A 25,821-nucleotide genomic window follows, 5' to 3' on the forward strand; every position below is an offset into this window, starting at 1 on the left:
AGGGCACCTTTCTCTCCTTTTCGTACCCTTATACACGTGTTTCCCTTCCCATAAGGGCACCTTTCTCTCCTTTTCGTACCCTTATACACGTGTTTCCCTTCCCATAAGGGCACCTTTCTCTCCTTTTCGTGCGCTTATACTGGAGTTTCCCTTCTCATAAGGGCACCTTTATGAACTAATCGCACCCACAAGCAGCACTTTCCCGTTATTATTCATTATGAATTCTGCACCAGATGGTCTTTCAATTGGTCCCTCAATGCCCGCTTCAGGAATTTTCCGACGGAGGTTTTCGGGATTTCTTCCATAAACACTACATCATCTGGCAGCCACCACTTGGCGAACTGGGGTGCAATGAATTCTAGCAGCTCATCCTTGTCGACCTGACCTTTGTATTGCTCATTAAGGACGACACAGGCAATCGGGCGTTCCTGCCATTGTTCATGTGGAACGGCTACGACACTTGCTTCGAACACGGCATCATGCGCCATAAGGGCGTTTTCAAGGTCAACGGATGAGATCCATTCGCCCCCGCTCTTGATTAAGTCCTTTGTCCGGTCAACAAGCTTGATGACGCCTTCTTCATCCACTGTGGCGACATCGCCTGTATAAAGCCAGCCATCACGGAATGCATCTGCTGATCGTTCATCTTTATAATATTCGTCCGCAATCCATGGCCCCCGCAGCAGCAGTTCTCCCATTTCTTCTCCATCCCACTTTACTTCACCATTTCCTCCGATGACTTTCATCTCCAGGCCAGGAACGAGCAGCCCCTGCTTTGAACGGATGTCGAGGATTTCATCTTCCTCTAGCCCAACCTGATAGCTCTTCAAACGGGAAACTGTTGCCAGGGGAGTGGTTTCAGTCATGCCATATGCGTGCAGGAACGGGATTTTGTACTTCGTTTCGAATGCTTTGATCATGCCGCGCGGTGCAGCAGAACCTCCGCAAACAATCGATCTGAGCGATGATGTATCATAGCTTCCTTTTTCAAGTTCATTCAGCAGGCCTAGCCAGATTGTCGGTACTCCTGCGGTGAAGGTGACCTTCTCCTGTTCAATCAAATCTGCCAGCAGCTTCGGGGTGAACAGCGGGCCGGGAAGCACCTGGGTCGAACCGAACCATGTCGCGGCGAAAGGCAGACCCCAGGCATTGGCATGAAACATCGGGACAACCGGCAGGACGACATCTGTTTCCGATAATGCAGCAGTATCAGCCAGACCAAACGCGAAACTGTGGAGTACGATACCTCTATGGGAGTAAACAACCCCCTTTGGGTTGCCGGTTGTGGCTGAAGTGTAGCACATTCCCGCCGGATCATTTTCATCTAAATCTTTTAGGAATTCAAACTCTGGACTTGATTCCCGCAATAATTCTTCATATGAATAGACAGGTTCCAATGTTGTTTCCGGCAGCTCGTCTTTGTCGGTCATGATGATATATGCTTCCACCGTTTTAAATTGATCCTTGCTCCGCTCAATCAACGGCACAAGATCCTCATCGACAAGCAAAACCTTGTCCTCAGCATGATTGATAATATATGAGACATGCTCGGGAGATAGTCGGATATTGATCGTATGGAGCACAGCTCCCATCCCAGGTGCAGCAAAATAAACTTCCAGGTGACGATGGTGGTTCCAGGCAAAAGTGCCGACACGGTCACCTTTTTCGATACCAAGCTTTTCAAGCGCGCTGGCAAGTCTGCGGGTCCGCTCGCCAATTTCCTTGTAGGTGAATTGGTGAATACCTGATAGTGTCCTCGACACTACCTGCTTTTTCGGGAAAAACTTTTCTGCTCTTTCCAAAAGAGATCCTACTGTCAATGGAACATTCATCATAACCGTCCATTCCCCTTCCGCTCACTAAGAATTCTTATTTAACCTGATTTCTGCACCTAGCCACTCTTTTATAATTTCTTCTGTCTGTTCTCCTTTTTCAGGAGAGGACGTACTCTCCCGCGCTGGCAAATCGCCATGCATTTTAATTTGGCCTTCTGGCAGGATGAAGCTCTTTTCCTTCCAATATGGATAGTCCGACAACTCGCCTGCCTCAAGGACAGGGGTCAGGCAGCAGTCAACTTCCATGCCGAATCCCGCCCACTCTGACAACGATTTGCTTTTAAACAACTGAACAAGCTCCAGGTAGACAGGATTGGATTCTTCCGGTTTGGAATAATGCGCAGGCTGCCAATCCGGATGGCCAACAGCATGGCAAAAATTACTCCAAAATTTTGGTTCTAGAGCCCCAAGGCTGACATAGCGCCCGTCCTTGGTTTCGTAAATCCCATAGCCGATGACAGTACCGTTCAGGACTGAAACGCCATGCTGGTATCCCGTCTCTTTTTCGATCAGCACATGATTCGCCATCAGGGAAGCCATACTGTCGGCAATCGCGATACAGTGATAGCTTCCCTCTCCAGTTCTCCCCCTTGCTACCAGCGCTGCGAGAATCCGTTCACTCGCAGCCAATCCCCCGATATAGTCGGAAAAAGTATGGGTTGGATGAACCGGCCTTCCTGTACTGTCCTTCAACTGGGCCAAAGCCCCGCTCAAGCTCATGTAATTCAGGTCATGGCTGCCGAGTCCGCTCATTTCTCCACCTGAACCGTAGCCGGTCACCGAGCAATAGATGATGGCCGGGTTGTGCTTTTTTACGTCCCCATAGCCAAGACCCAGCTTTTCCATCACTCCTGGTCTGAAGCTTTCAACTATGACATCCGCCTCCGCAAGCAAATCAAGGGCAAGCATTTTTCCTTCCGTCTGCTTCAAATCGATTACGATGCTTTTTTTACCGCGGTTATGGGCGTTGAAGACATATCCTTGTCCAGTGTTCCTTGCCGGGTCTCCGCCGGGTGCTTCAACCTTGACAATCTCCGCCCCAAGTTCCGCCAGCCTCAGGGTTGCAAAAGGGCCCGGGATATAATTCGTGAAGTCGACGATTTTAATACCATTCAACATGATTGAAAATCCTTTCCACTAAGTCGGCTGTCCTTTTGAAAACAATTCCTCCATTTGCTTGCGCAGCATGAATTTCTGGATTTTCCCGCTCGCATTCCGTGGCAGTGCCTCAACGAACAGATACTTGCGCGGGCGTTTGTAATTTGCCAGGCTGTCACTGTTTTTGCACCATTCATCCAACGCTTCTTCCGTTACCTGCAGATCTTTTTTCACGACAAAGGCTGTTACAGATTCACCCCAGCGGTCATCCGGCTGCCCGACAATCGCCACATCAAGCACACCTTCATGGGCATGGAGAACATCCTCGACCTCGCGAGGATAAATATTTTCACCGCCGCTGATGATCATGTCATCCACCCTGTCCTTCACCCACAGATAACCCTCTTCATCGAGGTAGCCAATATCACCTGAATGGTACCAGCCCTTGTACATCGCTTTTTCTGTTGCTTCTTCACGATTGAAATAGCCTGACATCATGCATGGACCATGGACGATGATTTCACCGCTTTCGCCAGGCGGAAGGACGTCTTCGGGATCGGACGGTCCATCCTCATTCGGGCGGACAATCCGGATTTCGTGGTTCAGGCATGCCTGGCCAGCAGCACCTGCTTTTGTCAGCTGGTCTTCCTCAGAAAGAAAGGTGATGGCCGGTCCCATTTCCGTCATCCCATACGCCTGGACAAGCTTGATGCCAAGCTGATCATGGCAGGCATGGACAAGGGACGGTGCCATCGGGGCGGCTCCATACAATCCCAGCTTCAGGCTTTCGATATTATAGTCTGATAGCTTCTCCTGTAGAAGCATATTCCACATTGTTGGAGCGGCAAAGAACTTCGTGATTTTCTCCGAATCAATCAGCTCGAGTACTTTCTTTGGAGCGAATTGATGGAGGATGACATTGCTGCCGCCGACATGGATTCTAGGCAGGAAGGCGCAATGCAGTTCAGCGCAGTGAAACATTGGCGCAGTCACCAATCCTTTATCATTCGCACCCAGTTTAGTTGAACCGACAACAATCATACTCTGCTCAACCATATTGCGATGCTTGTGCATGACTCCTTTTGGCCTCCCAGTCGTACCGCTTGTGTACATAATTGCGTATAGGTCATTTTCATTCACTTCAACTTGAACCTGCTTCGTATCTGCCGCATTTACTTTTTCATGGTAGCTCTGGGCATAATCAGGCGTATCTTCGTCGATATACCAGAAAGAGATATGCGGGAACCTGTTTTCAATCGAAGCAATGACCGGTTCCACCGCTTTCTCAAAAAGGACAACCTTCGGCGCAGCGTCTCCCAGGATGAACGCAACCTCTTCCCCCAGCAGCCTGAAATTGATAGGATTGAAGACTGCGCCAATCTTAGCACATGCAAAAAACGCTGTGCCCAGCTCCTCAGTATTGAAAGTGAATGTTGATACACGGTCCCCCTTCTTCACTCCTTCAGCAAGAAGCGCATTGGCGAGCCTGTTCACCTCGTCATTCCATTCACTGTACGTAAAGCGGACATTCTTGCGGACATCATAGAGGGCTTCCTTGTTCGGGAACTTCATTACGGTCAGGTCAAAAATCTTGCCGATCGTTGTGCTCATTTGCATTCCTCCTAATAAAATGTCGTTTTATGCTTTTCAGAGTAGCTGTATATGGAAGTTCCATTGGTGACCTATTCTTTCTCTTTTCTGCTGTTTTCAGGCGCCAATGGACCTCATTGGTGACCTGTCTTTCCTTTTTCTGCTGTTTTCGGGCACCAATGGACCTTATTGGTGACCTCTTTTTCCTTTTTCTGCTGTTTTCGGGCGCCAATAGACCTCATTGGTGACCCTTTTCCCTTTTTCCGCTGTTTTCAGGCGCCAATAGACCTTATTGGTGACCTGTTTTTCTATTTTCTGTGAACTTCGAGCATCAATGAGTATTTAGGAATCTATTAATCTAACCGCTCAATTATGGTGGCGTTCGCCATGCCATGTCCTTCGCACATTGTTTGCAGGCCATATCGGCCGCCGGTACGCTCCAGTTCGTGCATCATCGAAATCATCAGGCGGGCGCCGCTTGCTCCAAGAGGGTGACCGAGCGCAATTGCCCCTCCATTCGGATTCAGCTTCGCTGGGTCTGCGCCTGTTTCCTTCAGCCATGCCATCGGGACAGGTGCGAACGCTTCATTGACTTCGAATACATCGATGTCCTCAAGCTTTAGCCCGGCTTTTTTGAGGACCTTTTCTGTGGCAGGAATCGGGCCTGTCAGCATCAGTGTCGGGTCTGAACCTACCACTACCCTGGTGTGGACCTTGAAGCGCGGTTTCAAGCCAAGCTCTTCTGCTTTTTCACGGCTCATCAACAGCAGCGCTCCTGCTCCGTCACTGATCTGGCTCGAGTTCCCTGCATGGATGACACCATCCTCTTTAAACACCGTTTTCAGCCCGGCCAACACTTCAGGTGTCGTTCCTTCACGCGGCCCTGAGTCCTCCGTCATCGAAATCGTTTCACCATTTTCTAGTGTGACCTCCATCGGCATGATTTCTTTTTCAAAATAACCTTCAGCCTGCGCCTTCAAAGCCCGGCGGTGGCTTTCCGCAGAGAATTCATCAAGCTCCCGGCGGGTAAAACCGTATTTCTCCGCAATCCGTTCTGCTGATAGTCCTTGATGGATCATCTCGTATTGTTCTCTTAATTTAGGACTGAAAGGGTTGGCGTCCTGGTAATTCGACCCCATTGGAACACGGGTCATATTTTCAACGCCGCCGGCAATGACGACATCCATGTCCCCCGAAAGAATCGCCTGGGCAGCAAAATGGACTGCCTGCTGACTGGATCCGCATTGGCGGTCAATGGTCGTTCCTGGAACTTCAATCGGGAAACCAGCAGTCAAAGCGGCTACCCTGGCAATATCTCCGGCCTGTTCTCCTGACTGTGTCACACAGCCAAAGATGACATCTTCCACCAGTCCCGCATCAATCCCAGCCCGCTTCACAACCTCTTTCAAAACTCCTGCAGCCAGTTCATCCGGCCTGATATCCTTTAACAACCCTTTTCTCCTGCCGACAGGTGTCCTGACGGCTTCGACGATTACCACTTCACGCATGCTTCATCTTCCTTTCTGATTTTCTGTTAGTCTATAATCCAAGGTTTTTAGCAATGATAGTTTTCATGATTTCGTTTGTCCCGGCATAGATGCTGGCAACTGGAATATCACGGAATCTTCTCGCGATCTCGTATTCTTCCATATATCCATAACCGCCATGCAGCTGCATGCAGTCCGCGGCAATTTTCCTCGCGCTGTCTGTCAGCTTCCACTTCGCCATCGATACCTTTGTGACCACATCCTTGCCCTCGATATGCTCGGCAATCAGCTGGTCAAGGAAAGCTCTGCCCATTTCGATTTCTGTCGCCATCTCAACAATCTTGAATTGCGTGTTTTGAAATTTGCTGACAGGTTTGCCAAAGGCTTCACGGCTTTTGACATACTCTATCGTCTGCTTGAGCATGACCTCAGACGCTGTCTGTGCCGCAATCGCAACCAGAAGGCGTTCCTGCTGAAGCTTTTCCATTAAATAGAGGAATCCCTTACCTTCCTCACCCAACAGATTCTCCTTAGGTACCCGGCAATCCTCGAATATGAGCTCTGCCGTATCCTGGCAGTGAAGCCCAACCTTATTCAGTTTCCTCCCTCGTGAAAAACCTGGTGTGTCACGCTCAACGACAAGCAAGCTGACTCCTTTATGCTTCGGGTTCGCTTTAGGATCGGTTTTACAGGCAACGACAATCAAATCAGATTGGATGCCGTTGGTGATGAAGGTTTTTTGCCCATTTAGAATATAGTGGTCACCATCAAGGATTGCTGTCGTCTGGATATTCGCCAGATCCGAACCGGTACCCGGCTCTGTCATCGCAATCGCGGTAATGATCTCGCCAGTCGTACATTTTGGCAGCCAGCGTTTTTTCTGTTCATCTGTTCCATATGCGGTGATATACGGAACAACAATGTCATTATGCAGCCCTACGCCAACAAGGCCTGAGCCTACCCGCTCGAGCTCTTCATTGATGACAACCGCGAAGCCCCAGTCTACTTCACTGCCGCCGTATTCCTCATCAATATCGGGGCATAGATAGCCCTGTTCGCCCATCTTCTCCCAGAACGAGCGCGGAATCATCCGCTCCTCCTCCCACTGGCCGTAGAAAGGATAGGCTTCCTTCTCTAAAAACTTCCTAAGCGACCTGCGGAAAATTTCATGGTCATTCGTTAAATAAGGGTGTTTCATTTTTTTATCTCCCTCTTTCTATCAAACTATTAAAGTTTCACTTCATTCAGTTTCTGGCGAAGCTGATATTTCAGGATTTTACCTGAAGCATTCCTCGGCAATGCTTCTTCGATGAATATATTTCTCGGAACTTTATAGCCTGCAAGTTTTAGGCGGCAAAAGCTCTTAAGCTCTTGCTCATCAACAATTGCACCCTTCTTAGGCACAATGACCGCACAAACAGCTTCGCCCCAAACTTCATCCGGGAGTCCGATGATTGCTGCCTCAAGTACAGCAGGATGTTCATAAAGGACTTCTTCGACTTCAATTGAATAGACATTTTCCCCGCCGGAAATGATCATGTCTTTTTTCCGGTCAACGAGTGTGATATATCCGTTTTCATCGACTGTTGCCAGATCACCGGTATAAAGCCAGCCGTCTTTGATTGTTTTTGCCGTCTCTTCGGGCTTTTTATAGTATTCTTTCATAATCGATTCGCCTTTGATGATGAACTCACCGACAGCACCAGGCTTGATATCCTTTCCTTCTTCATCCACCACCCTGGCTTCGGTGAGGAAAGCAGCTTTCCCTCCCTTTCCCAGATGGTGTTTATGTCCCTCAGGACCAAGCAGGATGCCGCCAGGACCCGCTTCGGTCAGGCCGCACAAATTGTAAAATTGATCAGTCCTGAATAATTCCATGCTTTTCCGGACGAGTTCCGGGGCCATCGGTGCAGCACCATAGCCGCATCTTTTAATCGATGATAGATCGTAATCCGCAGCATTTGGGACCTGCAGCATAAAGTTGTACATGGCAGGGACCCCAAAGAAGTGGGTGATTTTATGCTGTTGAATCGCCTGCAGGGTTGTGACCGGGTGGAATTCGCGATGGATGATATGGGTTGCTCCCAGTACGACACCTGAAATCAGGAATAAATTAAGCTGTGCCGAGTGGAACAGCGGGGCGATGTGGAGGATACGTTCCTCCTGGTTAATGGCCATGCTGATCATCATTGTCAGGCCAACATTGAATACTCGTTTATGGTCAAACAGTGCTCCTTTTGGCCTGCCGGTCGTCCCTGATGTATACAGGATTTCAAGGTCATCATCATCGCTAACATCAATTTGTGGATCAGTGATAGTTTTTGAAAGGACATTTTCGAATGAATGATGTCCAACTGCTTTTGGGGTTCCAGTCGTGATGACATGGGCTGCATTTGTTCCTTCACCTGCTGAAGTGATGATCTCCTCGAACTCATCATCGCAAATTACCAGCACAGTCCCGGACTGTTCCAGTATGTAATGAACCTCTGAGGCTGTCAGGCGGAAATTCACCGGCACAATGACCGCCCCGATTTTAGCACCTGCAAAAAATGCAAACACAAACTGATCAGAGTTCTTCATCATTAAAGCAATTCTATCGCCTTTGTGAATCCCCAGACTGAGCAGCCCATGGGCAAGCTTGTTCACTTCCTCATTAAACTGCTGGTACGTAAAGCTCCTTCCCTCACACACGATCGCAAGCTTCTCTGGTGTTTTCCTGGCATTTTGCGCTAAATATGACCCAATATCCATATAAAGCTTCCCCCCTGGTTATATTAGAAAACGCATTCATATTTTTATATGCAATAATTATGCCAATTTTCTAAAAATGATAAATACGGTATTTCAAGGCAGGAATCGATATGAATGTAAATCATAGTGTCCGGAAATTGGACACCATGGTTGGACATATAACGAGAAGGTTAATTCGACGGAATATCGCTTATAAAATTCAGCCTGACAACTTATCGAGTAGAAAATCCTGCCTTTTGGCTCATTTAATTATAAGGAGTCAACATAATTGGTGTTAAATCAGTTTTATAATTGATCCGTTATGGATATATTAGCGATTTTTTATTTTTATTGGCGGAGTTCACAACTTTATTGGCGATTTCCAAGATTTATTTGCGAACTGGAAAAAAACACGTGTTTTTTCCAGTTCGCAAATGACATGCTATACGCTCAGCTGGTATTTCTTTATTTTTTCATATAATCCTGAACGGCTGATCCCCAAAAGTTTTGCTGCCTTTGCCTTGTTTCCGTTTGTCTGGGAGAGGGCCTTTCTGATCGCGCCAAGCTCGGCATCTTCTGCAAGGCTGATTTGTTCGATAAGTGGGCTGGATAGTTGCGACAGTAAGTAATCCGGCAGATCCTCTGACTGTATTTTCCCATGCTCGGCAAAGGTCATTGCGCGCTCCAGGACATTCCGCAATTCACGCACATTGCCCGGCCATTCATAGCGAAGGAGTGCTGTTTTTGCCTGTGATGAGATGCCGGTGATGCTCGTACCCAGCATGGAGTTCAATTCTTTCATTAATTCAGTAATCAAATACTCAACATCCTGAACGCGGTCCCTCAGCGGCGGAATATTCAAGGAAATGACATTCAGTCGGTAGTAAAGGTCTTCCCTGAACTCCCCCTGCCTTACCATCTCTTCCAGGTTACGGTTTGTCGCAGCGATAATACGGACATCGACCTTCACGCGCACATTTCCGCCTACCCTGTAAAACTCTCGCTCCTGCAGGACTCTTAGCAGTTTGGCCTGAAGGGACAGAGACATATCGCCTATTTCATCGAGGAAAAGCGTGCCTCCATTGGCAAGGTCGAACTTCCCAATCTTGCCGCGCTGTTTCGCCCCCGTAAAGGCACCTTCTTCATAACCGAAGAACTCGGATTCTAGCAGGTCTTCAGGGATGGCTGCGCAATTGACGACAACGAATTTCCCTTCACTTCGGGCACTGCTGTTATGGATGGCATGTGCGAACAATTCTTTCCCTGTACCACTTTCACCTCTAATCAATACAGTGGATCTGCCTTTCGCTGCTTTGGCTGCACTTTTCTTTAATTTTTCCATGTAAGAATCCTTGCTGAAAATATGGTCCCATGTGAACCTGGCCGACTCGGATTTCTGCAGCTGCTGGTGGTAAAAGCTTGCCTTGTTCTCGGCTTTTTGAAGTCGCTTGAACAACTCGCTGACCTCATTCAACTGGCGGAACATCACTTTGCCAATCGCTCCGATCACCTTGCCATCCTTCTTGATGGGAATTCGATGGACAATATATCGGATACCGTTCAACTCGTTAAAGTCGCTGACTTCCGCCATTTCCGACCGGAACACATTGCCAAGCTTCAGTTGCGGAAGGACTTGCTCGACTGGTTTATATAAAACTTCTGTTTTCTCCAGGTTGAACAGTTCGAGCAATGGCGGGCTGACCATGGTGATGATGTTTTTTTCGTCCGTCATCAGGATTCCATCATATGCATTCTCGAGTGTCGTCTCGATTGTCAGCTTAAGCTTTTTAACCGTCTCGAGTTCTTCTGCCATTTTTTCAAATTCAGAAATATCCTGGAATAACAGGATTTTCCCTTCTTCATGGTTCACTGTTTCATAGGAAGAGATATGAAGAATCGATTTAAATTTTTCATAATGATGAGGAGTGTCATCTCCATTCAGCAACCCAGGAAAAATATCGCCGAGCTTCCTGGATATAATTGAATCAAGAGTCCGTCCGCTGATTTTCGTAAAAGCTTCATTTGCATAAATCATCTGCATCCTGCCGTCAGTCATGAGCACACCGATATTGGAGTGCTGAAGGATTGTTTCAAGTTGGTCCTTGAGGGTATTCGCAGATTTTAGCAAAGCGACCACCATTTCGGTCTTGGTCAGTAAACCGATGACTTTATCCTGTTCATCCAGCACCACGCCGGTACCAACCTTGCTTGTTTTTACAATCTGCTCGATCTCGCGATAAGGAGTGTCGATTCGAATGGATCTAGCTTCCTTCTTTATGTATGGAAGTATTGCCGTTTCAAGGGGACTGCCTTCAAGGATCATTTGATACAAGCCGCTGCGGGTAAAAACTCCCAGAAGGTTCTTTTCAGTATCAGTAACGGGCAGGAGATTCCATTTCTTCTCCCTGAAGATTTCCACTGCCTCCTGCAAAGTTGTTGTCTCTGTGACCAGACAGTCAACAGGGGTGACGATATCCCTGAATTCAAGCATTAACTTCCCCCCTCCAGTTAAAAATTTCTGAATATTATAACTTTAATTATATAACACTGTTGGGGAAAGTACACTTATTAGCCATGAAAAAACCTGCCCCCAGGTGAGGAGCAGGTGATGATTTTTAGCGTGGAATGGTGAGTTTCTGGCCAATATACAGGTATTTTGCCGGATCTAGATTATTTGCTTTCACAACCGCATCGATGGTTGTGCCATATTTAACACTGATTTTCCACAGTGTATCTCCACTTACAACTGTATGGATGACTTGCTGGGCAGCCGGCGGTTCCGGAGCAGTTGTCGATGGTATAGTAAGTTTCTGTCCGATATACAAATACTTGGCCGGATCCAGATTATTCGCTTTCACGATGGCATCAATTGTTGTGCCATATTTTTGGGCAATCTTCCAGAGAGTGTCTCCTGATTGGACCGTATATACCACTGGCTGTGGTGTCGGTTCAGGTGTAGCCGGAGCTGGCACCTTCAGTTTTTGCCCAACATATAAATACTGATTTGGATCAAGATCATTCAGTGTGACGATATCGGAAATGCTGCTGTTGAACTTAGCAGCAATCTTCCATAGTGTGTCGCCGCTCGCCACGGTGTAATCAATCGTGTTAGGAACTGCCGGCGGAGTGGATTCAGCCACAAGCTCCACATCACTTACATTGATCGTACCGGTTACACCTTCTTTGACCAGCACCTCGTACCGGCCATTTTCAACTGTTTCGGACATTAACGGGAAAGTATCGCCTTTTACAGCCGTATATCCCTGACTCATTGGATAGATCGAAAGCTTCGCGGTCTCAGAGGTTACCCTCACTCGCTTTTCAGGCTGAAGGGCCTTGAACTCATAGCCGCCTTCAAACCTGACTGAATCTGTAAAAGAGATATAGCCGGTGTTACTGCCTTCAATTACCATGACTTTTATAAAATAGTTTCCGTTTACGGCTTTTCCGCCATTAAAGTCGGTTCCATCCCATGTGAAAGAATGTGTTCCCGCCGGGAATGACTGACCGGCAACAACATTTTTCATATGCGCGCCAGCAGCGTTCGCAATATAGACGGATACTTTTGCCGGCTCTGCCAATGTGAATTTCCCTGTGACCGTGCCGTTCACACCATCACCGTCCGGGCTGATGATATCAGAGGTGAAGACAGCGTCCGTAACAACTTCTTTCAATCTCCATTGAGGTATATTGTAGTCGCCGTCCTTAATGGAGACCGTTCCTGCTTTTTGTGCTGACTGTTTCGTTGCAGGGTAGTTAAATGCAGTCTCGATGTAGTTAAAGTAGACATCATAGGTTCCGTCCGCAACAACTCGTCCTGCCTTATCCGTTCCGTTCCAGTTTACGGAATTGCTGCCAGGCAAAAGCTTCATTTTGCTGCCAGCGTAAACTTCGGCACCATTTTGCCAGATGCTCAGTTGTACTTCAGCCGGTCGGTTCAAGTTGAAAGGAATTTGCACATTTTCCGCTCCTCCGTATTTCGGAGAAAACATGGAAGGATTAATCGAAACCTGATCGAATAATGGCTTTGGATTCATCTCCGCCACAACGGTCAGTTTTCCGAGCGGATAACCTTGCATCTGGTTATAGCCCTGGTCTGATAAATACGCCTTTAGCTGGTATTCACCCGGAGGCAATGGAGCTTTCTTCGTATCATCCCATGGCACCCAATCTATTCTATGTACTGTTTTAAAATCTGTACTTGATAGGTTGATTTGAGTCTGGACACCATTGCCTACCGCTAAAATATGCCCGCGAGTCGGTTCACTCGTTTTCAGCTCAAACGTAACATATCCAGGTACACTGTTTCCCTGGTACGCAACAGTTCCGGTAGATTGACTGAAAGATATGACCTCAGCCATTGCAGAAGCGAATTGCGGGAAAGAAACTGCCGCTGTTAAGAATAAAAGCATGAAAATTCTAAAAAAATTCGTTGTCACTCTAATTGTCCCCTGCTCTCTGATGAAATGTTATATTACAAAAATATCATATTTGTTTTCTGCATTTTCAACAACGCGAAATTTTTACCATAAGAAAAAGCCCTCTCCTTTGACAGGAAAGGGCTTTTCATCATTTCGGCTGCATCCTGATTGCTCCATCAAGACGGATTGTTTCACCGTTAAGCATTGGATTCATAATAATACTTTCAGCAAGCTGAGCGTATTCCTCCGGGTAACCAAGCCGCTGCGGGAATGGCACCATTTCTCCAAGCGAGTCCCTTGCTTCTGCCGGAAGCGAGTCGAACATTGGCGTATGGAATAGGCCGGGAGCTATCGTCATCACCCTGATGCCGTATGCAGCAAGTTCCCTTGCGATTGGCAGCGTCATGCCGACCACCCCGCCTTTTGAGGCACTGTATGCCGCCTGGCCGATCTGGCCGTCGAACGCGGCAACGGAGGCCGTATTGATGATGATTCCCCTCTCGCCGAGTTCATTGGGATCATTCTGGGACATCTGCTCGGAAGCAAGCCTGATGACATTGAAGGTTCCAATCAAGTTGATGGAAATGACTTTTGAAAACATGTCCAGCGAATGGACACCTTTTCTTGATAGCAGCTTTCCTGCAACCCCAATCCCGGCACAGTTTACCACCGTGTTAATCGAACCGAATGACTCGATTGCTTTATTGATAGCATTTCTTACTTCTTCTTCACTCGTTACGTCTGTTTTTACGAAAACTGCCTGTTCCCCAAGTTCCTTTACAAGAGTTTCACCGCGTTCCACTGATAAATCCAGAATCGCAGCCTTTCCCCCCTGCCCGATGATTTTCCTGACAGTCGCTTCCCCTAACCCGGATGCTCCTCCGGTAACAATCGCTTTTGTCTCGATCATTTTCATTTTCGCCTGACCTCCACTTTTATAAAGTTATATTGTTATAGAAAGCAAGAATCGTGCCAATGCTAGTTCATTGAAAATAAAGATACTTCGAGGAACAGCTGTCCAAAATCAGGACAGTTTTTTCTGAAGAATGGACACTTTTATACTTTTGTTAGAAGGAAATTGAAATTTGAAGGTGTTTTTTTGTTTTACTATGATATTCGGCATTAAACCCGGTTGAAACAAAATATATTCCCGGTTGGGGCAGATTTATTTCCGGTTGGAACAAATGTTGTCTGCAAAACTAGTTATAAATAACAGTACCCCATGCAAAAAAAAGCAGAGCCGAAGCCCTGCCTCCTCAACACTATTAAGCTGCATTTCGTTTCGCTCTGTTCCTGAGCATCAGTTCCTCCAGTGCTCCTGATCCGAATATGACGCCTGAGACGATGAAGATTAGGCCGAGCAAATGGGATGATGTGATTCTTTCCCCAAGGAAGATGGCAGCGAACAGGATGGATAGGAATGTATTCAAGTTCAGGAAGATTGACGCCTCGGCCGGTCCGGTTTGGCCAATGGCATAATTGTAAAGCATATGCCCTACTGCCGTAGCGAAAATCGCTGACGCAAAAAATACTCCCCATATTCCTGCTGAAGCATTTCCAAGGCTCGCCAATCCACCTGGCTCCTTCCATAACCCGATTAGGAACAATAAGAGTGAGCCGAAGACAAGCATATATCCGGTCAATAGACGAGGATCTAGTGTTTTCGCTGCTTTGGAAATTATGATGAAGCTTATCGCCTGCGAAACAATGGAAATAAACACATAGAAATCACCAATTGACATGCCCGAAAGCCCTTTCTCACCTGCCAGCACAGTCAGCGCGACGCCAATACCACCGAAAATAAATCCAAGAGTCCGGACAAATGTCAGCTTTTTTCCCAGGAATAAGATAGCCATTAAAGCGGTTAATAATGGCCCCAGTCCAAGAATTAAGCCACCGTTAACAGCCGAAGTCACTTTTAATCCAATTCCCAGGAATAAATGGTGTCCAGTTACATTCAGGATGCCGCCGCCAATAATATAACTCCACTCTTTCCTTGAAGGCAGCCGGACTTTTTTAAAGAAAAAGAGAATGATAAATACCGAGACTCCCGCAGTGAATACACGAAGTGAGGTAATCGTAATCGGCGGGAAATTCCCCACGATTACTTTAAGTCCCGTTACATTGAGTCCCCACAGAAACATGACACCGGTAAGAATCATATATATTTTTAAATTTTTCATGATGTATCCTTCTTTCATTTAAACGATTAAAGCATAATTTCCATTCTACTCCTTTTTTTAAAAAGGGCAAGAGAAAGTAATGCCAATTATTTACCACCTGAATAATAAGTACCAAAAAGAAAGGAAATTTGAATCATCCCCTCGAGTAGACTGCTAGGTTAAAAGAACGGTTTCTTTTAAAATGCAGCAAAAACCGACAAAAACAGGTTTGAATACCGGAATGGTATTCCTGAGACAGATTTTTGCTTTGAAAGGAGGTGAAAGGATGCACTTCCGACATTTAATCATTACTGGCTTTATTACTGGTATTGCTTTGTTGGTGCCAGACATGGTTTTTGCTGAAAAAGGGCCAAATGCCGGAAAAGGACAACAGCCTGCGGCGGCTGAGCAGGCTTCTGTGCCAGACAAGGCAGAGATTGCCAAGAACTCCGGAAAATCTCCTGCACAACCTGCGGTCAAAAACCAGCCGATTAAGAAAGAAATCGTCCAGAAACCTTTCCAGGCCAAGCCTAAAGAAAATCCGGCCGAGGCAGTGAAAATGAATGGGAATGCTTCATCATTTAAGAAAAATGAGAAAGCAACACAGCCCAAAAACACCAATGCATCGAGGACCGGAAAAACTAATCAGGCGAAACATAAACAAAAGCCCAGCAATAATCAAAACAAAAAAGGTGCGTTAAAATCCATACATAATGAAGATCAGTACGTGAAAGAAACAAAGCGTAAATCACCTGGTTTGGAGGAAAAGCTTGATCCTTCTAAGGAGTCTGCAGAGAAACCGTCCATAGTCAAAGTACCAGTAAAGACGGAAAGCAGAAAAATACCTCATGTGAAAAAGGATGAAAAGGATTCATCCCAAAACGAGAGGTATCCTAAAGGAGACAACCTGCCTAACCCTCCATCACGCACGAAGGCTTCAGGGGGGCCATCCGGCGACAGGACAAGTTATGGAAATTCGAACACCTTTTTAAGCGATAAATGGTTCATTTGGGATGAAACATTCCATTTAAGCCTCTTGCAGCCGTTTACGTCAAGGGTCGCTGTTTTTCAGAGCCAGTGGGTAAATGCCCCACCTTCCCCACCACCGTTAAAAGCTCCTGCTTTTTTACCGTATACCGACGCGATTGTCACGGATAACGTTAATTAAAAGGGAGCGAATAATGAAAATGAATAATTATATTAATGGAACTAAAGTTGTGAAGTCTTTTATGCTAGCTGGAGTATTGTCAATCGGAGTACTGACTGGAGGCCACTTCACTCAGGCTGCCGGACCGGAAAAGGTAAAAGTTGAACAATCTCATAACAAACCAGCAAAGGTTCAGGTTGTTAATAAAAAGGCTAATGTAAAAGCAACTCCTGCTAAGCCTGCAGTTAAGACTCAGCCAAAAGCTGCTACAAACGGCGAAGCGAAGGAAAAAGCATCAAAGTCACAGGCTGGCATTCATGCAAGCGAAACTGCCAAAAAGCATGCGGCTCCAAATGCAGCTGTACACACAACAACTCAACAAGCGCCTGTCGAAGATGTGAAAACTGAGGAAGTTCCAACAGAAGAAGCTGTTACTCAGGAACCTGTAGTGGAAGAAGTTGTAGAACTTGAGCCAATCATTACTGATGAAACAGAAGTTGACTCTGAATCTGAAGAAACTTCAGACACTGATGCAGCTAAAGAAGACGAAGAGGAAATAAAGCCTAAAGCTGACACAGAAATGAAAAAGGAAGATGATGAGGATTCAGATGAAGATTCAGATGAAAATTCTGAAGAAGAGTCTAAAGACATCGACCTTGAGGCAAAAGCTACTGTAAAAACAGAAGATGATGAGGATAATGACTCCGATTCTGAAAATATCGATCTTGATACAGATGCAACTGTAAAGACTGAAGATGAAGATGAAGACGAAAATGACAACGAAGACAAAGATACGGAAGATAAGGTATCTCCATCTGTTGCCAACAAAATGAAGTCTAAGGCTTTCAACGCAAGCGATGTCGCTAAAGAGAAAGCAAACGAAAATTCAGCTGTCGCGTTATCTGTTGAAGTGACTGAAGATGAGGTTACTGAAGAAGTACCTACTGAAGAAGTTGTTACTGAAGATGAAGTGACTGAAGATGAAGTGACTGAAGATGAAGTGACTGAAGATGAAGTGACTGAAGACGAAGTGACTGAAGATGAAGTGACTGAAGATGAAGTGACTGAAGACGAAGTGACTGAAGACGAAGTGACTGAAGACGAAGTGACTGAAGACGAAGTGACTGAAGACGAAGTTACTGAAGATGAAGTTACTGAAGAAGATGCTACTGAAGAAGATGTTACTGATGAAGTTGTTACTGATGAAGTTGTTACTGATGAAGTTGTTACTGATGAAGAAGCTACTGAAGAAGATGCTACTGAAGATGATGCTACTGAAGAAGTAGTTACTGAAGAAGTAGTTACTGAAGAAGTAGTTACTGAAGAAGTAGTTACTGATGAAGAAGCAAAAGTATCTCCTTCTATTGCCAACAAAATGAAGTCTAAGGCTTTCAATGCCAGCGATGTTGCTAAAGAGAACGCTGACGAAAACTCAGCTGTTGCTTTGTCTGTTGAAGTAACTGAAGATGAGGTTGCTGAAGACGAAGCTACTGAAGAAGTTGTTACTGAAGAAGTTGTTACTGAAGAAGCTGTTACTGAAGAAGTTGCTACTGAAGAAGTAGTTACTGATGAAGTTGTTACTGAAGAAGAAGCTGTTGATGAAGAAGCTACTGATGAAGAAGCTACTGATGAAGAAGCTACTGAAGAAGTTGCTACTGAAGAAGTTGCTACTGAAGAAGTAGTTACTGATGAAGTTGTTACTGAAGAAGAAGCTGTTGATGAAGAAGCTACTGATGAAGAAGCTACTGATGAAGAAGCTACTGAAGAAGATGCTACTGAAGAATATGCAAAAGTATCTCCTTCTATTGCCAACAAAATGAAGTCTAAGGCTTTCAACGCTAGCGATGTTGCTAAAGAGAAAGCTAACGAAAATTCAGCTGTTGCTTTGTCCGTTGAAGTAGCTGAAGAAGTTGTTACTGACGAAACTGCTACTGAAGAAGTGACTGAGGAAGCTGTAACTGACGAAACTGCTACTGAAGAGGTAACTGAGGAAGTTGTTACTGATGAAACTGCTACTGAAGAAGTGACTGAGGAAGCTGTAACTGACGAAACTGCTACTGAAGAAGTGACTGAAGAAGTTGTTACTGACGAAACTGCTACTGAAGAGGTAACTGAGGAAGTAACTGAAGAGGCAAAAGTAAACCCATCTGCTGACAAAAAAGCTGAGTCAAAAGCTAGCTTATATGCAAGTGAAATCGCAAAGAAATTTGCTGCAATGCTTTCTGCTGTACTTGCTGTTTTTGAGAAGTAGACTGAAGAGAAAGCTGAAACTGTGACTGAATAAGTCATAGTTGAGTTGAAACCAATAATCATAGAAAGAGACTTCCAGGCAGCTGGAAGTCTCTTTTTCTATTAGTGGATCAGATTCCCCTTCGTTTGCGGGTTGTCCATCAGCCAGTTATTTTCCTCATTGGCGACAATCAGCTCGTTGATATCATATGTATGGTAGTACTTTTCTGTGATGAAGGGGTCTTTTTCTGTTAGTGCGATTGCTTCATCAATATCATCGCAATTCAGGATGATCATGGCGTGATCATTATTTTTGAATGGGCCGGCAATCATCAGTTGTCCTGCCTGGTTTAACTGCCTGAGATGGTCAATATGCCTTCCCAGCAATTTTGAATCCAGTTCTCCATTTCGTTTATCCTTCAGGATCACAACAAATTTACTCATCTAATAAGTACTCCTTTTATAAAATCTTCCAGTCCATTATATCATTTCCAATATATCCCGACAGCTGTAGTGCATTTCTTTGTTAAAACGGAACATAAATGGGTAAATAAAAAATAAAGGATTTGAATAAAAGGAGGCATCATCCATGATCATCGTCTACATCAGCATCGCTGTCATCGTGGCTGCACTTGCTTATCTCGGATATGTTGCTTATAAAACATTTAAAGATGCTAAGCCAACCATTGACAGTCTTCAAGAGACAGCAACCCGTGTCCAGAATAAAACCAATGCGATCAAAGAAGAAACCGATTCACTTAAATTTAAACAGCAAAAGCTGATGACTGATTTTGAAAAGAAAAAGAAAGCTGTCAATACGGTTGTTTTTTCTGTAAAACAGACACCTGTTGAATTCAAGAACGCACTTGTTGCAAAACCTGTCGCCGAACTTGAACAGAAATATAAGGCAAGACAATGGAACCGGAAGCGACGTAATCGGACCATGCAGCCACAATAAAACAGGGCACCCGCCCTGTTTTTTTATTTCGCCTCTTCTTCGTGACTATCTTCCTAGATATTCCTCTCGAATAATTTCCCAACCACTCTAGATTCCTGTAAATTCAAGCGTTAGGACATCTGGACAAACATTTAGGAGTTTTGTACGATTGTCGAAATAATTTTTACTAACTATTATGTATAAATATACAAAGTAATTTTGGAGGAATACATAGATGAAGTATAAAAAAATGATTTCGGGTGTTGTAGCTGCAAGTTTGCTAGCATCCTCCCCATGGACTCCGGCACTAGCTGAGTCTTTGAAGTGGAATTATGTAAATGCATATGAAGAAAGGGACGGAAGCTTATTCAACAGCGAAAACTATGACTTTATGAAATTCTCGGAAATCGGAAATAAACTTGAACAAATCGAGAAGCAATCCAATCGTGTGAAGGTGGAAGTAAAAGGACAATCATCAACCGGACAGCCTCTTTATGTCGTTACGATTGCTGCACCTGATTCCCAGGGCAAGTTTGGCAAGATCCAGGCTTTAAGAAAACAAATGTTCAAAAACCCTGGCAAAGCACAGGACTGGATTGAAAACAATCCAGACTTCAAGGTGCCAGTCATGATCAATGGCTCTATCCATGGTACCGAATTTGTCGGCAGTGACGCGGTCATGCAGCTGATTGAGCGCTTTGCACTTGAAAATGACGAGACAACGACTGAAATCCTCGAAAACAATATTCTGATTTTCAATGTTGTCCAGAATCCCGATGGCCGGGTCGATGCTACCCGCTTCAATGGAGAAGGAATCGATTTGAACCGTGACTTCATCACCCAGTCACAGCCCGAAACCCAGGAAACCGTTTCACTGATCAAAGAATGGAACCCAATGGTCTTCCTTGATACACATGGCTATGTAAAAGGTTACGCGCCAAATAAGCAGGGTCTCATTGAGCCTTGTACCGTTCCGCACAATCCAAATTACGAATATGACCTTTACCAAAAATGGGCAATGGATCAGGCGGAAGCGATGGAAAATGAAATCATGTCCGACAAGGAAAGCTTCACCGGCAGCCTGTATCAATCGATGGTGGGAACCTATATCCCTCAACGTGATGACGCAGAAGGCTGGGATGATTATCCTCCAATCTTTACGCCAATGTATGCGATGTACCATGGTGCATATGGCCACACGCTTGAAGCGCCAACAAATGATCTTGACGGTGTCCGCTGGATGTATGATGCCATCATGGGAGCATTGAAAAATGCCACAGAGAACAAGCAGGAAATGATCAAAGACCAGATTGAAATGTTCAAGCGAGGCATCAATTTTGATCATCCGTTCCATGACGAAGGCTTCTTCCCTACTGCCTATGTTCTGCCTGTTGATCCGGAAGATCCAACTGTAACACATAAGGCTGTTAAGCATCTGCAGAAAAACGACATCGAAGTCGTCCAAGCTTCAAAGACTTTTACGGCAGACGGAAAAGCTTATCCAAAAGGCACATACATTGTCAAAATGGACCAGGCAAAGGCGGGGCTGGCCAATACGATGTTATGGGATGGCGAGGATATCACTGAAGATGTCGACTCCATGTACGATATTTCAGCTTGGAGCCTGCCGGAGCTATGGGGCTTTGAGGCAGTAGCTGTTCAAGATGAACTCGATGTGACCGCAACGAAAGTGAACCAGATCCAGGAACAAGGGTCAGTTACCGGCAAAGGGCCATTCCTGATTCCAAACAGTTCTGTAAAAGCGGTTCAACTTGCCAATACGCTCATGCAACAAGGCGTCTCCGTAAAACGCGATAAAGCAGGCAATTTTTACACAGAAGCTCCCGCGAACACCATTGACTCAGCTGTAAAACAATCCGGACTGCATATCGAATCGGTAAAGGTACCTGCAGACGCAGTAGAAGTTACAAACCTTAAAGTAGCAATCCTTAAGGACGGAGGCATGAATAAGGCCCAATCCCATTCAGGAACAAAACTTGCACTGAAACGCCTGGGTTTTGAGGTTACAGAGGTCACCCCTGCTGAAGTTGCGGAACAGGGATTGAAGGGCTTCGACGTATTCGTATACAGCGGTACCGAAGGTCTGATCGCCAAAACTCAATCACGTGCAGGAAATCAAGAATTTGGCTTCCAGAACCCAGCACAGTATGATCTCTTCAAAACGAATGTCGAAGAATTTTTAAATAATGGCGGAAAGTATATCGCCGTCGGTGCAGGCGCCTCACTGGCGACAAAGACATTAGGCCTCACAGATAACACGGTTGTCGTTGCAGGTTACAACAGCAACGGAATCGCGAAAGTTGATTATAGCGGCGAAGGTATGACCGGCGGATATAGCGAGGATGACCTCGGCTTCGTCTACCGTCCTGTCTGGTATGAAAATACAGGAAATGATGAAGTTGCTGCAACATTTGACGATAACTCAGACTTCTTTGTTGCCGGGCACTGGAAAAACAATCGCGCAGCTCAAGGAAAGGCAGTAATCGTTAAAGAACAGGATAAAGATGTAACGCTGATCGGACTTGAAGCTGGCTTCCGCGATCATACAGACTACCTGTTCCGTCTCCTTTCCAACAGCATTTTTGAAAAATAAGCAGGCAAAAAAAGCATCGGGCGACCGATGCTTTTTAGCTGTTTGTATAGTATTTTTCCAAAAGCAGAAAATCCCTCGTCTTTTGAATTTCAATATGGTTAGCAAGGGCGAAATCTTCAAGCTCAGCAATCAACTGACCGCTGTAAAAGTAGGCAACACCAATATTGAAGCCTCTCCTTACCTTTACCACTGCATTTTTCGTCGTCCAGCCGATCCGGCCGAACTTTACTTTTTTGATTTTCTCAGATGTAAGTATTTTTTTGTATATCATAATATTAGCGATGGTTATTTTATATTCAATCTGATGGGATGATAATGTTAAATGAAATCTCAGCAGACTAATCATAACTAAAGTAATCGGAATCAGAAATTGAAAGAACTTGTTGAAATTTGAAGAAAAAGGCATAACAACTAACAGAGAATACATTATGTATATTGGTGGCCTGCCTGAATAAGTCATCTGACTCCCCCCTTGCACAAAACAATTTTACCAGATAAATCCAAATAGAGATACAGAAAGGGACCACCTTTTCAGGTGATCCACTTTATTAAAGGTATAAACCTGCCAGGAAGATTCCCAGGGCTTCTTCATAAATCTCATCGAACTGAGACAGTGGCAGAGGGTTGATACCGAACCCAAGCTCCACTGTGAAGCCAGGCCGGCGCCAGTCCTGGATGAACCAGTCCTTGTATCCGGCATAGCTTTCAATGGTTTTTACTGGCTGGTAGCCGCTTACCCTGGCGAATTCATTAACCATTGCCTCCGATTCAGGCGGCTCGAGGTTTTCAAAGCCCCAGTAGATGACTTCGCCCTGGGTATGGAAGGCGAGAACCCTTGAGAAATCGCGCTTGCGTGTAAGTTCTGCCATGGCGATTGCTTCCGGCTCCGATAACGGCTTTTCGCCAACATAATCCCTTGGACCAGGCTGGCTTGGATTCCTGGCTTTTTCTTTTTCCCATTCTGCTGGGAATTGATCATTCAGGTCCACTCCTCTTATATTCGCCTTCCAGCCGCTGAAGTCCATGCTGCCTTTATTCCATTCTATTACTCTTTCATTCCATGGCTCCTCTTCAGGTGGTCCGTTGAGTACGAGGTCGACACCATCAGGGTTGACCATAGGGACAATCGACAAAGCCGTCTGGTTGTATAAGTTCAGCATTGACAGCCCTCGTATCGAGGATTGGTTTGTCAGCGCCAGAAGGTAGTCATTTAGAAACGTCATTAGGACGGGAGTAGTGATCCATTCATTCGCATGAAATGCCCCATTGTAATGGACCTTTTTATTGCCATCCCCGACCAAAGCTTCAGGAATCCTTTTTCCTAATACAGAATTTCCGATCGATGGCACTCTCATAAATGGGTATACACTTTCCAATCGTCTTAAATCATTCATCAAAGAGCTATAATCGTAATTTTTTTTACCCTGGACAATCCGCCAGGTAATCCTTGTTGGAACTTTGATCATCTGGCCAATGTACAATCCCTTTGGATTGATATTCCGATTGGCCAGCAGCAGAGCATCCACCTGGATATTTCGGCTCCGGGCGATTTGCCAGAGAGTATCTCCTGCACGGATTCGGTAATCCACAGCGGCATAACCGGGAATCTTCACAGTCCGGCCCACAGTCAGTGCGTTCGGATCCAAATCGCGGTTGGAATCTATGATCAACTGGAGCGGGATGTTGAAAAGGTTGCTGAAATACCAAAATGAATCTCCTCTTCTCACATATATATCCATAGTGCGCCTCCTGTTCTTTCAAAAGTTGCATCTATACATATGTATGTGAGTACCCATTGAAACTATTTCAGAAGATGAAAATTAACCTGATATTTTCATGCCCCGGAGGAAGGTCTTTACTGCAAGCCTATAGCTTTCATCCAGGTCAAGGGGCATTCCAAAGCCGCCTTTCTGTTCGAGAGAAGCGAAACCGTGCATGAGGCTCCTTAAACCGCGCACTGCATGAATGGCTCCCTCGTCTGACAAACTAGAGGGCTGGATTGTGGATATGACAAGCCTGACAATTCTCTCGCCAGCATGATTGACTTTTTCATCTGAATGATCGGGAGCCGACAATGCAAATTCATAAAGGCCGGGATTTTCCCTGGCAAAAGATAAATAGGCATCTGTTATCGCCAAAACTGATTCCTCACCTGGAGACTTTTCCAATGCTTCAGCCTCAAGTCCGTTATACAGTTTTTCAAGTGAAAACAGAGCGAGTTCCCTTTTGATTCCTGGAAGACCATCAAAATGGTTATATAACGATGGTGGTTTGATATTAAGTTTCTTTGCCAGCAATGCAAGCGTTACTTGATCACTTCCCTGCTCATTCGCAAGCTGAGCTGCTGCCATTACAATGGTCTTTTTATCGAGTGCGATTTTCGGTCTTGGTGACATTTCCTAAACTCCTTTGTTCCGTAAAAATTCTTCTGCCTTTTGGATAGCTTTTTCAATGAGAGCCACAGGTCCACGAAGCAATTCCCCATGGCCTACAGCCAGAATTGCTGGTTTTAGCTCGAGAACTTTTTCCGCGCTTTGCAATGCCAGTTTCCTGTTCCATGTAGCCATCGCCGGAAAAGGAAACCATGGTACTGTCACACCAGATACAGCTATTCCCCCTCTTGTCTGGAAGGCGTCACCTGCAATTAGGGAGTTTGTTCTTTTATCCAGGAAAGACATTGATCCAGGTGTGTGTCCTGGTGTTTCAAATGCGATTAATGAGCCGATTTCATCCCCTTCGCTGAGGAATACATCAGGCTTTATGTTAATGTTCTTCGGTACTCCTCCTCGAATCGGTGTCTGAGGTTCAGATGGGTCAAGTGAGGTATCACCGGCAAGAAGGCGTGAATCACGGACAGAGATATAAACTGGGACATCAAGCTTTTCCTTCAATTCAGCAAGTGCTCCAATATGATCGCTGTGAGCATGGGTCAAAACAATCCTTTTGATCGGTTTCCCAATTTGTTCTGCAGCATGCAAAATTGGTTTGGCACTGTTCGGAAGAGCTGCATCAATTAAGGTCAGCCCTTCCTCTTCCTCGATAAAATAACAATTTACCGGGAAAATTCTTGGCATGAATGTTAACTGGTATAGAAAACCCTCTTTGATTACCCTCATTTGAAACCCCTCCAGCGTAAAACTAATATCATTAGTTTTATTTTAACTAATGCTGTTAGTTAAATCAATCTTTATTTGGTAAAATATATAATTAGTAACCTTATGTGGATAGATTAACCTGCAGAAGGGGATCTCCCGGCCTGAATAGTACCCTTATGGGGACGGTTTCGCCTGCATAAGGGTATCTCCCGGTCTGATTGGTACCCTTATGGGGATGCTTTCGCCTGCATAAGGGTATCTACCGACCTGAATGGTACCCTTATGTGGACGGTTTTGACTGCATAAGGGTATCTACCGGCCTGAATAGTGCCCTTATGCGGATGCTTTTGCCTGCATAAGGGTATCTACCGGCCTGAATAGTACCCTTATGGGGAGGGTTTCACCAGCATAAGGGTATCTCCTGGCCTGAATGATACCCTTATGGGGATGCTTTCGCCTGCATAAGGGTATCTACC

The 25,821-nt window shown here is 45.5% G+C and carries 19 protein-coding genes; 4 read left to right on the forward strand and 15 right to left on the reverse strand.

Annotation, left to right across the window (positions count from 1 at the left end; genetic code table 11):
- Nucleotides 1-215 precede the first annotated feature (215 nt).
- The 10 genes from FS736_RS03830 to FS736_RS03875 all read right to left on the reverse strand — a co-directional run bounded on the left by FS736_RS03830 (nt 216) and on the right by FS736_RS03875 (nt 15,344).
- Nucleotides 216-1,835, reverse strand: coding sequence for a long-chain fatty acid--CoA ligase (locus FS736_RS03830; protein ID WP_144475054.1), 1,620 nt, complete (start codon nt 1,833-1,835; stop codon nt 216-218).
- A gap of 24 nt (nt 1,836-1,859) precedes the next feature.
- Nucleotides 1,860-2,954, reverse strand: a complete 1,095-nt coding sequence (locus FS736_RS03835) for a CaiB/BaiF CoA transferase family protein (protein WP_144475055.1) — start codon at nt 2,952-2,954, stop codon at nt 1,860-1,862.
- Between the two features lie 18 nt (nt 2,955-2,972).
- The gene (locus FS736_RS03840) at nt 2,973-4,544 is read right to left on the reverse strand and encodes a fatty acid--CoA ligase (RefSeq protein ID WP_144475056.1); all 1,572 of its coding nucleotides are present in this window, start codon (nt 4,542-4,544) and stop codon (nt 2,973-2,975) included.
- A 332-nt stretch (nt 4,545-4,876) separates the two neighbouring features.
- Entirely contained in the window at nt 4,877-6,031 is a 1,155-nt protein-coding gene (locus tag FS736_RS03845; protein ID WP_144475057.1) for a thiolase family protein, read from the reverse strand.
- Nucleotides 6,032-6,062: 31 nt separating this feature from the next.
- Nucleotides 6,063-7,208, reverse strand: a complete 1,146-nt coding sequence (locus FS736_RS03850) for an acyl-CoA dehydrogenase family protein (protein WP_144475058.1) — start codon at nt 7,206-7,208, stop codon at nt 6,063-6,065.
- 29 nt (nt 7,209-7,237) lie between these two features.
- Nucleotides 7,238-8,761 carry a class I adenylate-forming enzyme family protein gene (locus FS736_RS03855; protein WP_144475059.1) on the reverse strand — a complete coding sequence of 508 codons (1,524 nt, stop codon included), beginning with the start codon at nt 8,759-8,761 and terminating at the stop codon, nt 7,238-7,240.
- Between the two features lie 421 nt (nt 8,762-9,182).
- Entirely contained in the window at nt 9,183-11,231 is a 2,049-nt protein-coding gene (locus tag FS736_RS03860; RefSeq protein ID WP_144475060.1) for a sigma-54-dependent Fis family transcriptional regulator, read from the reverse strand.
- Nucleotides 11,232-11,355: 124 nt separating this feature from the next.
- The gene (locus tag FS736_RS03865) at nt 11,356-13,179 is read right to left on the reverse strand and encodes a LysM peptidoglycan-binding domain-containing protein (protein WP_144475061.1); all 1,824 of its coding nucleotides are present in this window, start codon (nt 13,177-13,179) and stop codon (nt 11,356-11,358) included.
- A 130-nt stretch (nt 13,180-13,309) separates the two neighbouring features.
- Nucleotides 13,310-14,077, reverse strand: a complete 768-nt coding sequence (locus tag FS736_RS03870; protein ID WP_144475062.1) for a 3-hydroxyacyl-CoA dehydrogenase — start codon at nt 14,075-14,077, stop codon at nt 13,310-13,312.
- Between the two features lie 349 nt (nt 14,078-14,426).
- Nucleotides 14,427-15,344: a DMT family transporter gene (locus tag FS736_RS03875; protein WP_144475063.1), complete on the reverse strand. Its 918-nt coding sequence runs from the start codon at nt 15,342-15,344 to the stop codon at nt 14,427-14,429.
- Between the two features lie 265 nt (nt 15,345-15,609).
- On the opposite strand from FS736_RS03875, the gene FS736_RS03880 reads away from it, so the two are divergent.
- Nucleotides 15,610-16,491, forward strand: a complete 882-nt coding sequence (locus FS736_RS03880) for a hypothetical protein (protein WP_144475064.1) — start codon at nt 15,610-15,612, stop codon at nt 16,489-16,491.
- 13 nt (nt 16,492-16,504) lie between these two features.
- Nucleotides 16,505-18,721, forward strand: coding sequence for a hypothetical protein (locus FS736_RS03885; RefSeq protein WP_144475065.1), 2,217 nt, complete (start codon nt 16,505-16,507; stop codon nt 18,719-18,721).
- 101 nt (nt 18,722-18,822) lie between these two features.
- Here FS736_RS03885 and FS736_RS03890 read toward each other — a convergent pair whose 3' ends face one another.
- Complete coding sequence (locus tag FS736_RS03890; RefSeq protein WP_144475066.1) at nt 18,823-19,143, reverse strand: YciI family protein; 321 nt, start codon at nt 19,141-19,143, stop codon at nt 18,823-18,825.
- Between the two features lie 145 nt (nt 19,144-19,288).
- Here FS736_RS03890 and FS736_RS03895 point away from each other — a divergent pair, with 145 nt between their 5' ends.
- On the forward strand, nt 19,289-19,657 hold the full coding sequence (locus FS736_RS03895; RefSeq protein ID WP_144475067.1) for a DUF948 domain-containing protein: 369 nt from the start codon (nt 19,289-19,291) through the stop codon (nt 19,655-19,657).
- A gap of 214 nt (nt 19,658-19,871) precedes the next feature.
- Nucleotides 19,872-22,250 (forward strand): M14 family zinc carboxypeptidase, encoded by a 2,379-nt coding sequence (locus FS736_RS03900; protein WP_144475068.1) that lies wholly within the window; start codon nt 19,872-19,874, stop codon nt 22,248-22,250.
- Nucleotides 22,251-22,284: 34 nt separating this feature from the next.
- Here FS736_RS03900 and FS736_RS03905 read toward each other — a convergent pair whose 3' ends face one another.
- The 4 genes from FS736_RS03905 to FS736_RS03920 all read right to left on the reverse strand — a co-directional run bounded on the left by FS736_RS03905 (nt 22,285) and on the right by FS736_RS03920 (nt 25,366).
- Nucleotides 22,285-22,710, reverse strand: a complete 426-nt coding sequence (locus FS736_RS03905; RefSeq protein ID WP_144475069.1) for a hypothetical protein — start codon at nt 22,708-22,710, stop codon at nt 22,285-22,287.
- Between the two features lie 88 nt (nt 22,711-22,798).
- On the reverse strand, nt 22,799-23,989 hold the full coding sequence (locus FS736_RS03910) for a M14 family zinc carboxypeptidase (RefSeq protein ID WP_144475070.1): 1,191 nt from the start codon (nt 23,987-23,989) through the stop codon (nt 22,799-22,801).
- Nucleotides 23,990-24,070: 81 nt separating this feature from the next.
- Entirely contained in the window at nt 24,071-24,646 is a 576-nt protein-coding gene (locus FS736_RS03915; protein WP_144475071.1) for a TetR/AcrR family transcriptional regulator, read from the reverse strand.
- A 3-nt stretch (nt 24,647-24,649) separates the two neighbouring features.
- Nucleotides 24,650-25,366, reverse strand: a complete 717-nt coding sequence (locus tag FS736_RS03920) for an MBL fold metallo-hydrolase (protein ID WP_144475072.1) — start codon at nt 25,364-25,366, stop codon at nt 24,650-24,652.
- Nucleotides 25,367-25,821 lie beyond the last annotated feature (455 nt).

Origin of the sequence: Cytobacillus oceanisediminis 2691, assembly GCF_007678455.1 — a bacterium.
GTDB lineage: Bacteria > Bacillota > Bacilli > Bacillales > Cytobacillaceae > Mesobacillus > Mesobacillus oceanisediminis_A.

Coding starts and splice junctions, on each gene's coding strand:
- FS736_RS03830 (WP_144475054.1), bottom strand. CDS start 1,835: ATGATGAATGTTCCATTGACAGTAGGATCTCTTTTGGAAAGAGCAGAA.
- FS736_RS03835 (WP_144475055.1), bottom strand. CDS start 2,954: ATGTTGAATGGTATTAAAATCGTCGACTTCACGAATTATATCCCGGGC.
- FS736_RS03840 (WP_144475056.1), bottom strand. CDS start 4,544: ATGAGCACAACGATCGGCAAGATTTTTGACCTGACCGTAATGAAGTTC.
- FS736_RS03845 (WP_144475057.1), bottom strand. CDS start 6,031: ATGCGTGAAGTGGTAATCGTCGAAGCCGTCAGGACACCTGTCGGCAGG.
- FS736_RS03850 (WP_144475058.1), bottom strand. CDS start 7,208: ATGAAACACCCTTATTTAACGAATGACCATGAAATTTTCCGCAGGTCG.
- FS736_RS03855 (WP_144475059.1), bottom strand. CDS start 8,761: ATGGATATTGGGTCATATTTAGCGCAAAATGCCAGGAAAACACCAGAG.
- FS736_RS03860 (WP_144475060.1), bottom strand. CDS start 11,231: ATGCTTGAATTCAGGGATATCGTCACCCCTGTTGACTGTCTGGTCACA.
- FS736_RS03870 (WP_144475062.1), bottom strand. CDS start 14,077: ATGAAAATGATCGAGACAAAAGCGATTGTTACCGGAGGAGCATCCGGG.
- FS736_RS03875 (WP_144475063.1), bottom strand. CDS start 15,344: ATGAAAAATTTAAAAATATATATGATTCTTACCGGTGTCATGTTTCTG.
- FS736_RS03880 (WP_144475064.1), top strand. CDS start 15,610: ATGCACTTCCGACATTTAATCATTACTGGCTTTATTACTGGTATTGCT.
- FS736_RS03885 (WP_144475065.1), top strand. CDS start 16,505: ATGAAAATGAATAATTATATTAATGGAACTAAAGTTGTGAAGTCTTTT.
- FS736_RS03890 (WP_144475066.1), bottom strand. CDS start 19,143: ATGAGTAAATTTGTTGTGATCCTGAAGGATAAACGAAATGGAGAACTG.
- FS736_RS03895 (WP_144475067.1), top strand. CDS start 19,289: ATGATCATCGTCTACATCAGCATCGCTGTCATCGTGGCTGCACTTGCT.
- FS736_RS03900 (WP_144475068.1), top strand. CDS start 19,872: ATGAAGTATAAAAAAATGATTTCGGGTGTTGTAGCTGCAAGTTTGCTA.
- FS736_RS03905 (WP_144475069.1), bottom strand. CDS start 22,710: ATGACTTATTCAGGCAGGCCACCAATATACATAATGTATTCTCTGTTA.
- FS736_RS03910 (WP_144475070.1), bottom strand. CDS start 23,989: ATGGATATATATGTGAGAAGAGGAGATTCATTTTGGTATTTCAGCAAC.
- FS736_RS03915 (WP_144475071.1), bottom strand. CDS start 24,646: ATGTCACCAAGACCGAAAATCGCACTCGATAAAAAGACCATTGTAATG.
- FS736_RS03920 (WP_144475072.1), bottom strand. CDS start 25,366: ATGAGGGTAATCAAAGAGGGTTTTCTATACCAGTTAACATTCATGCCA.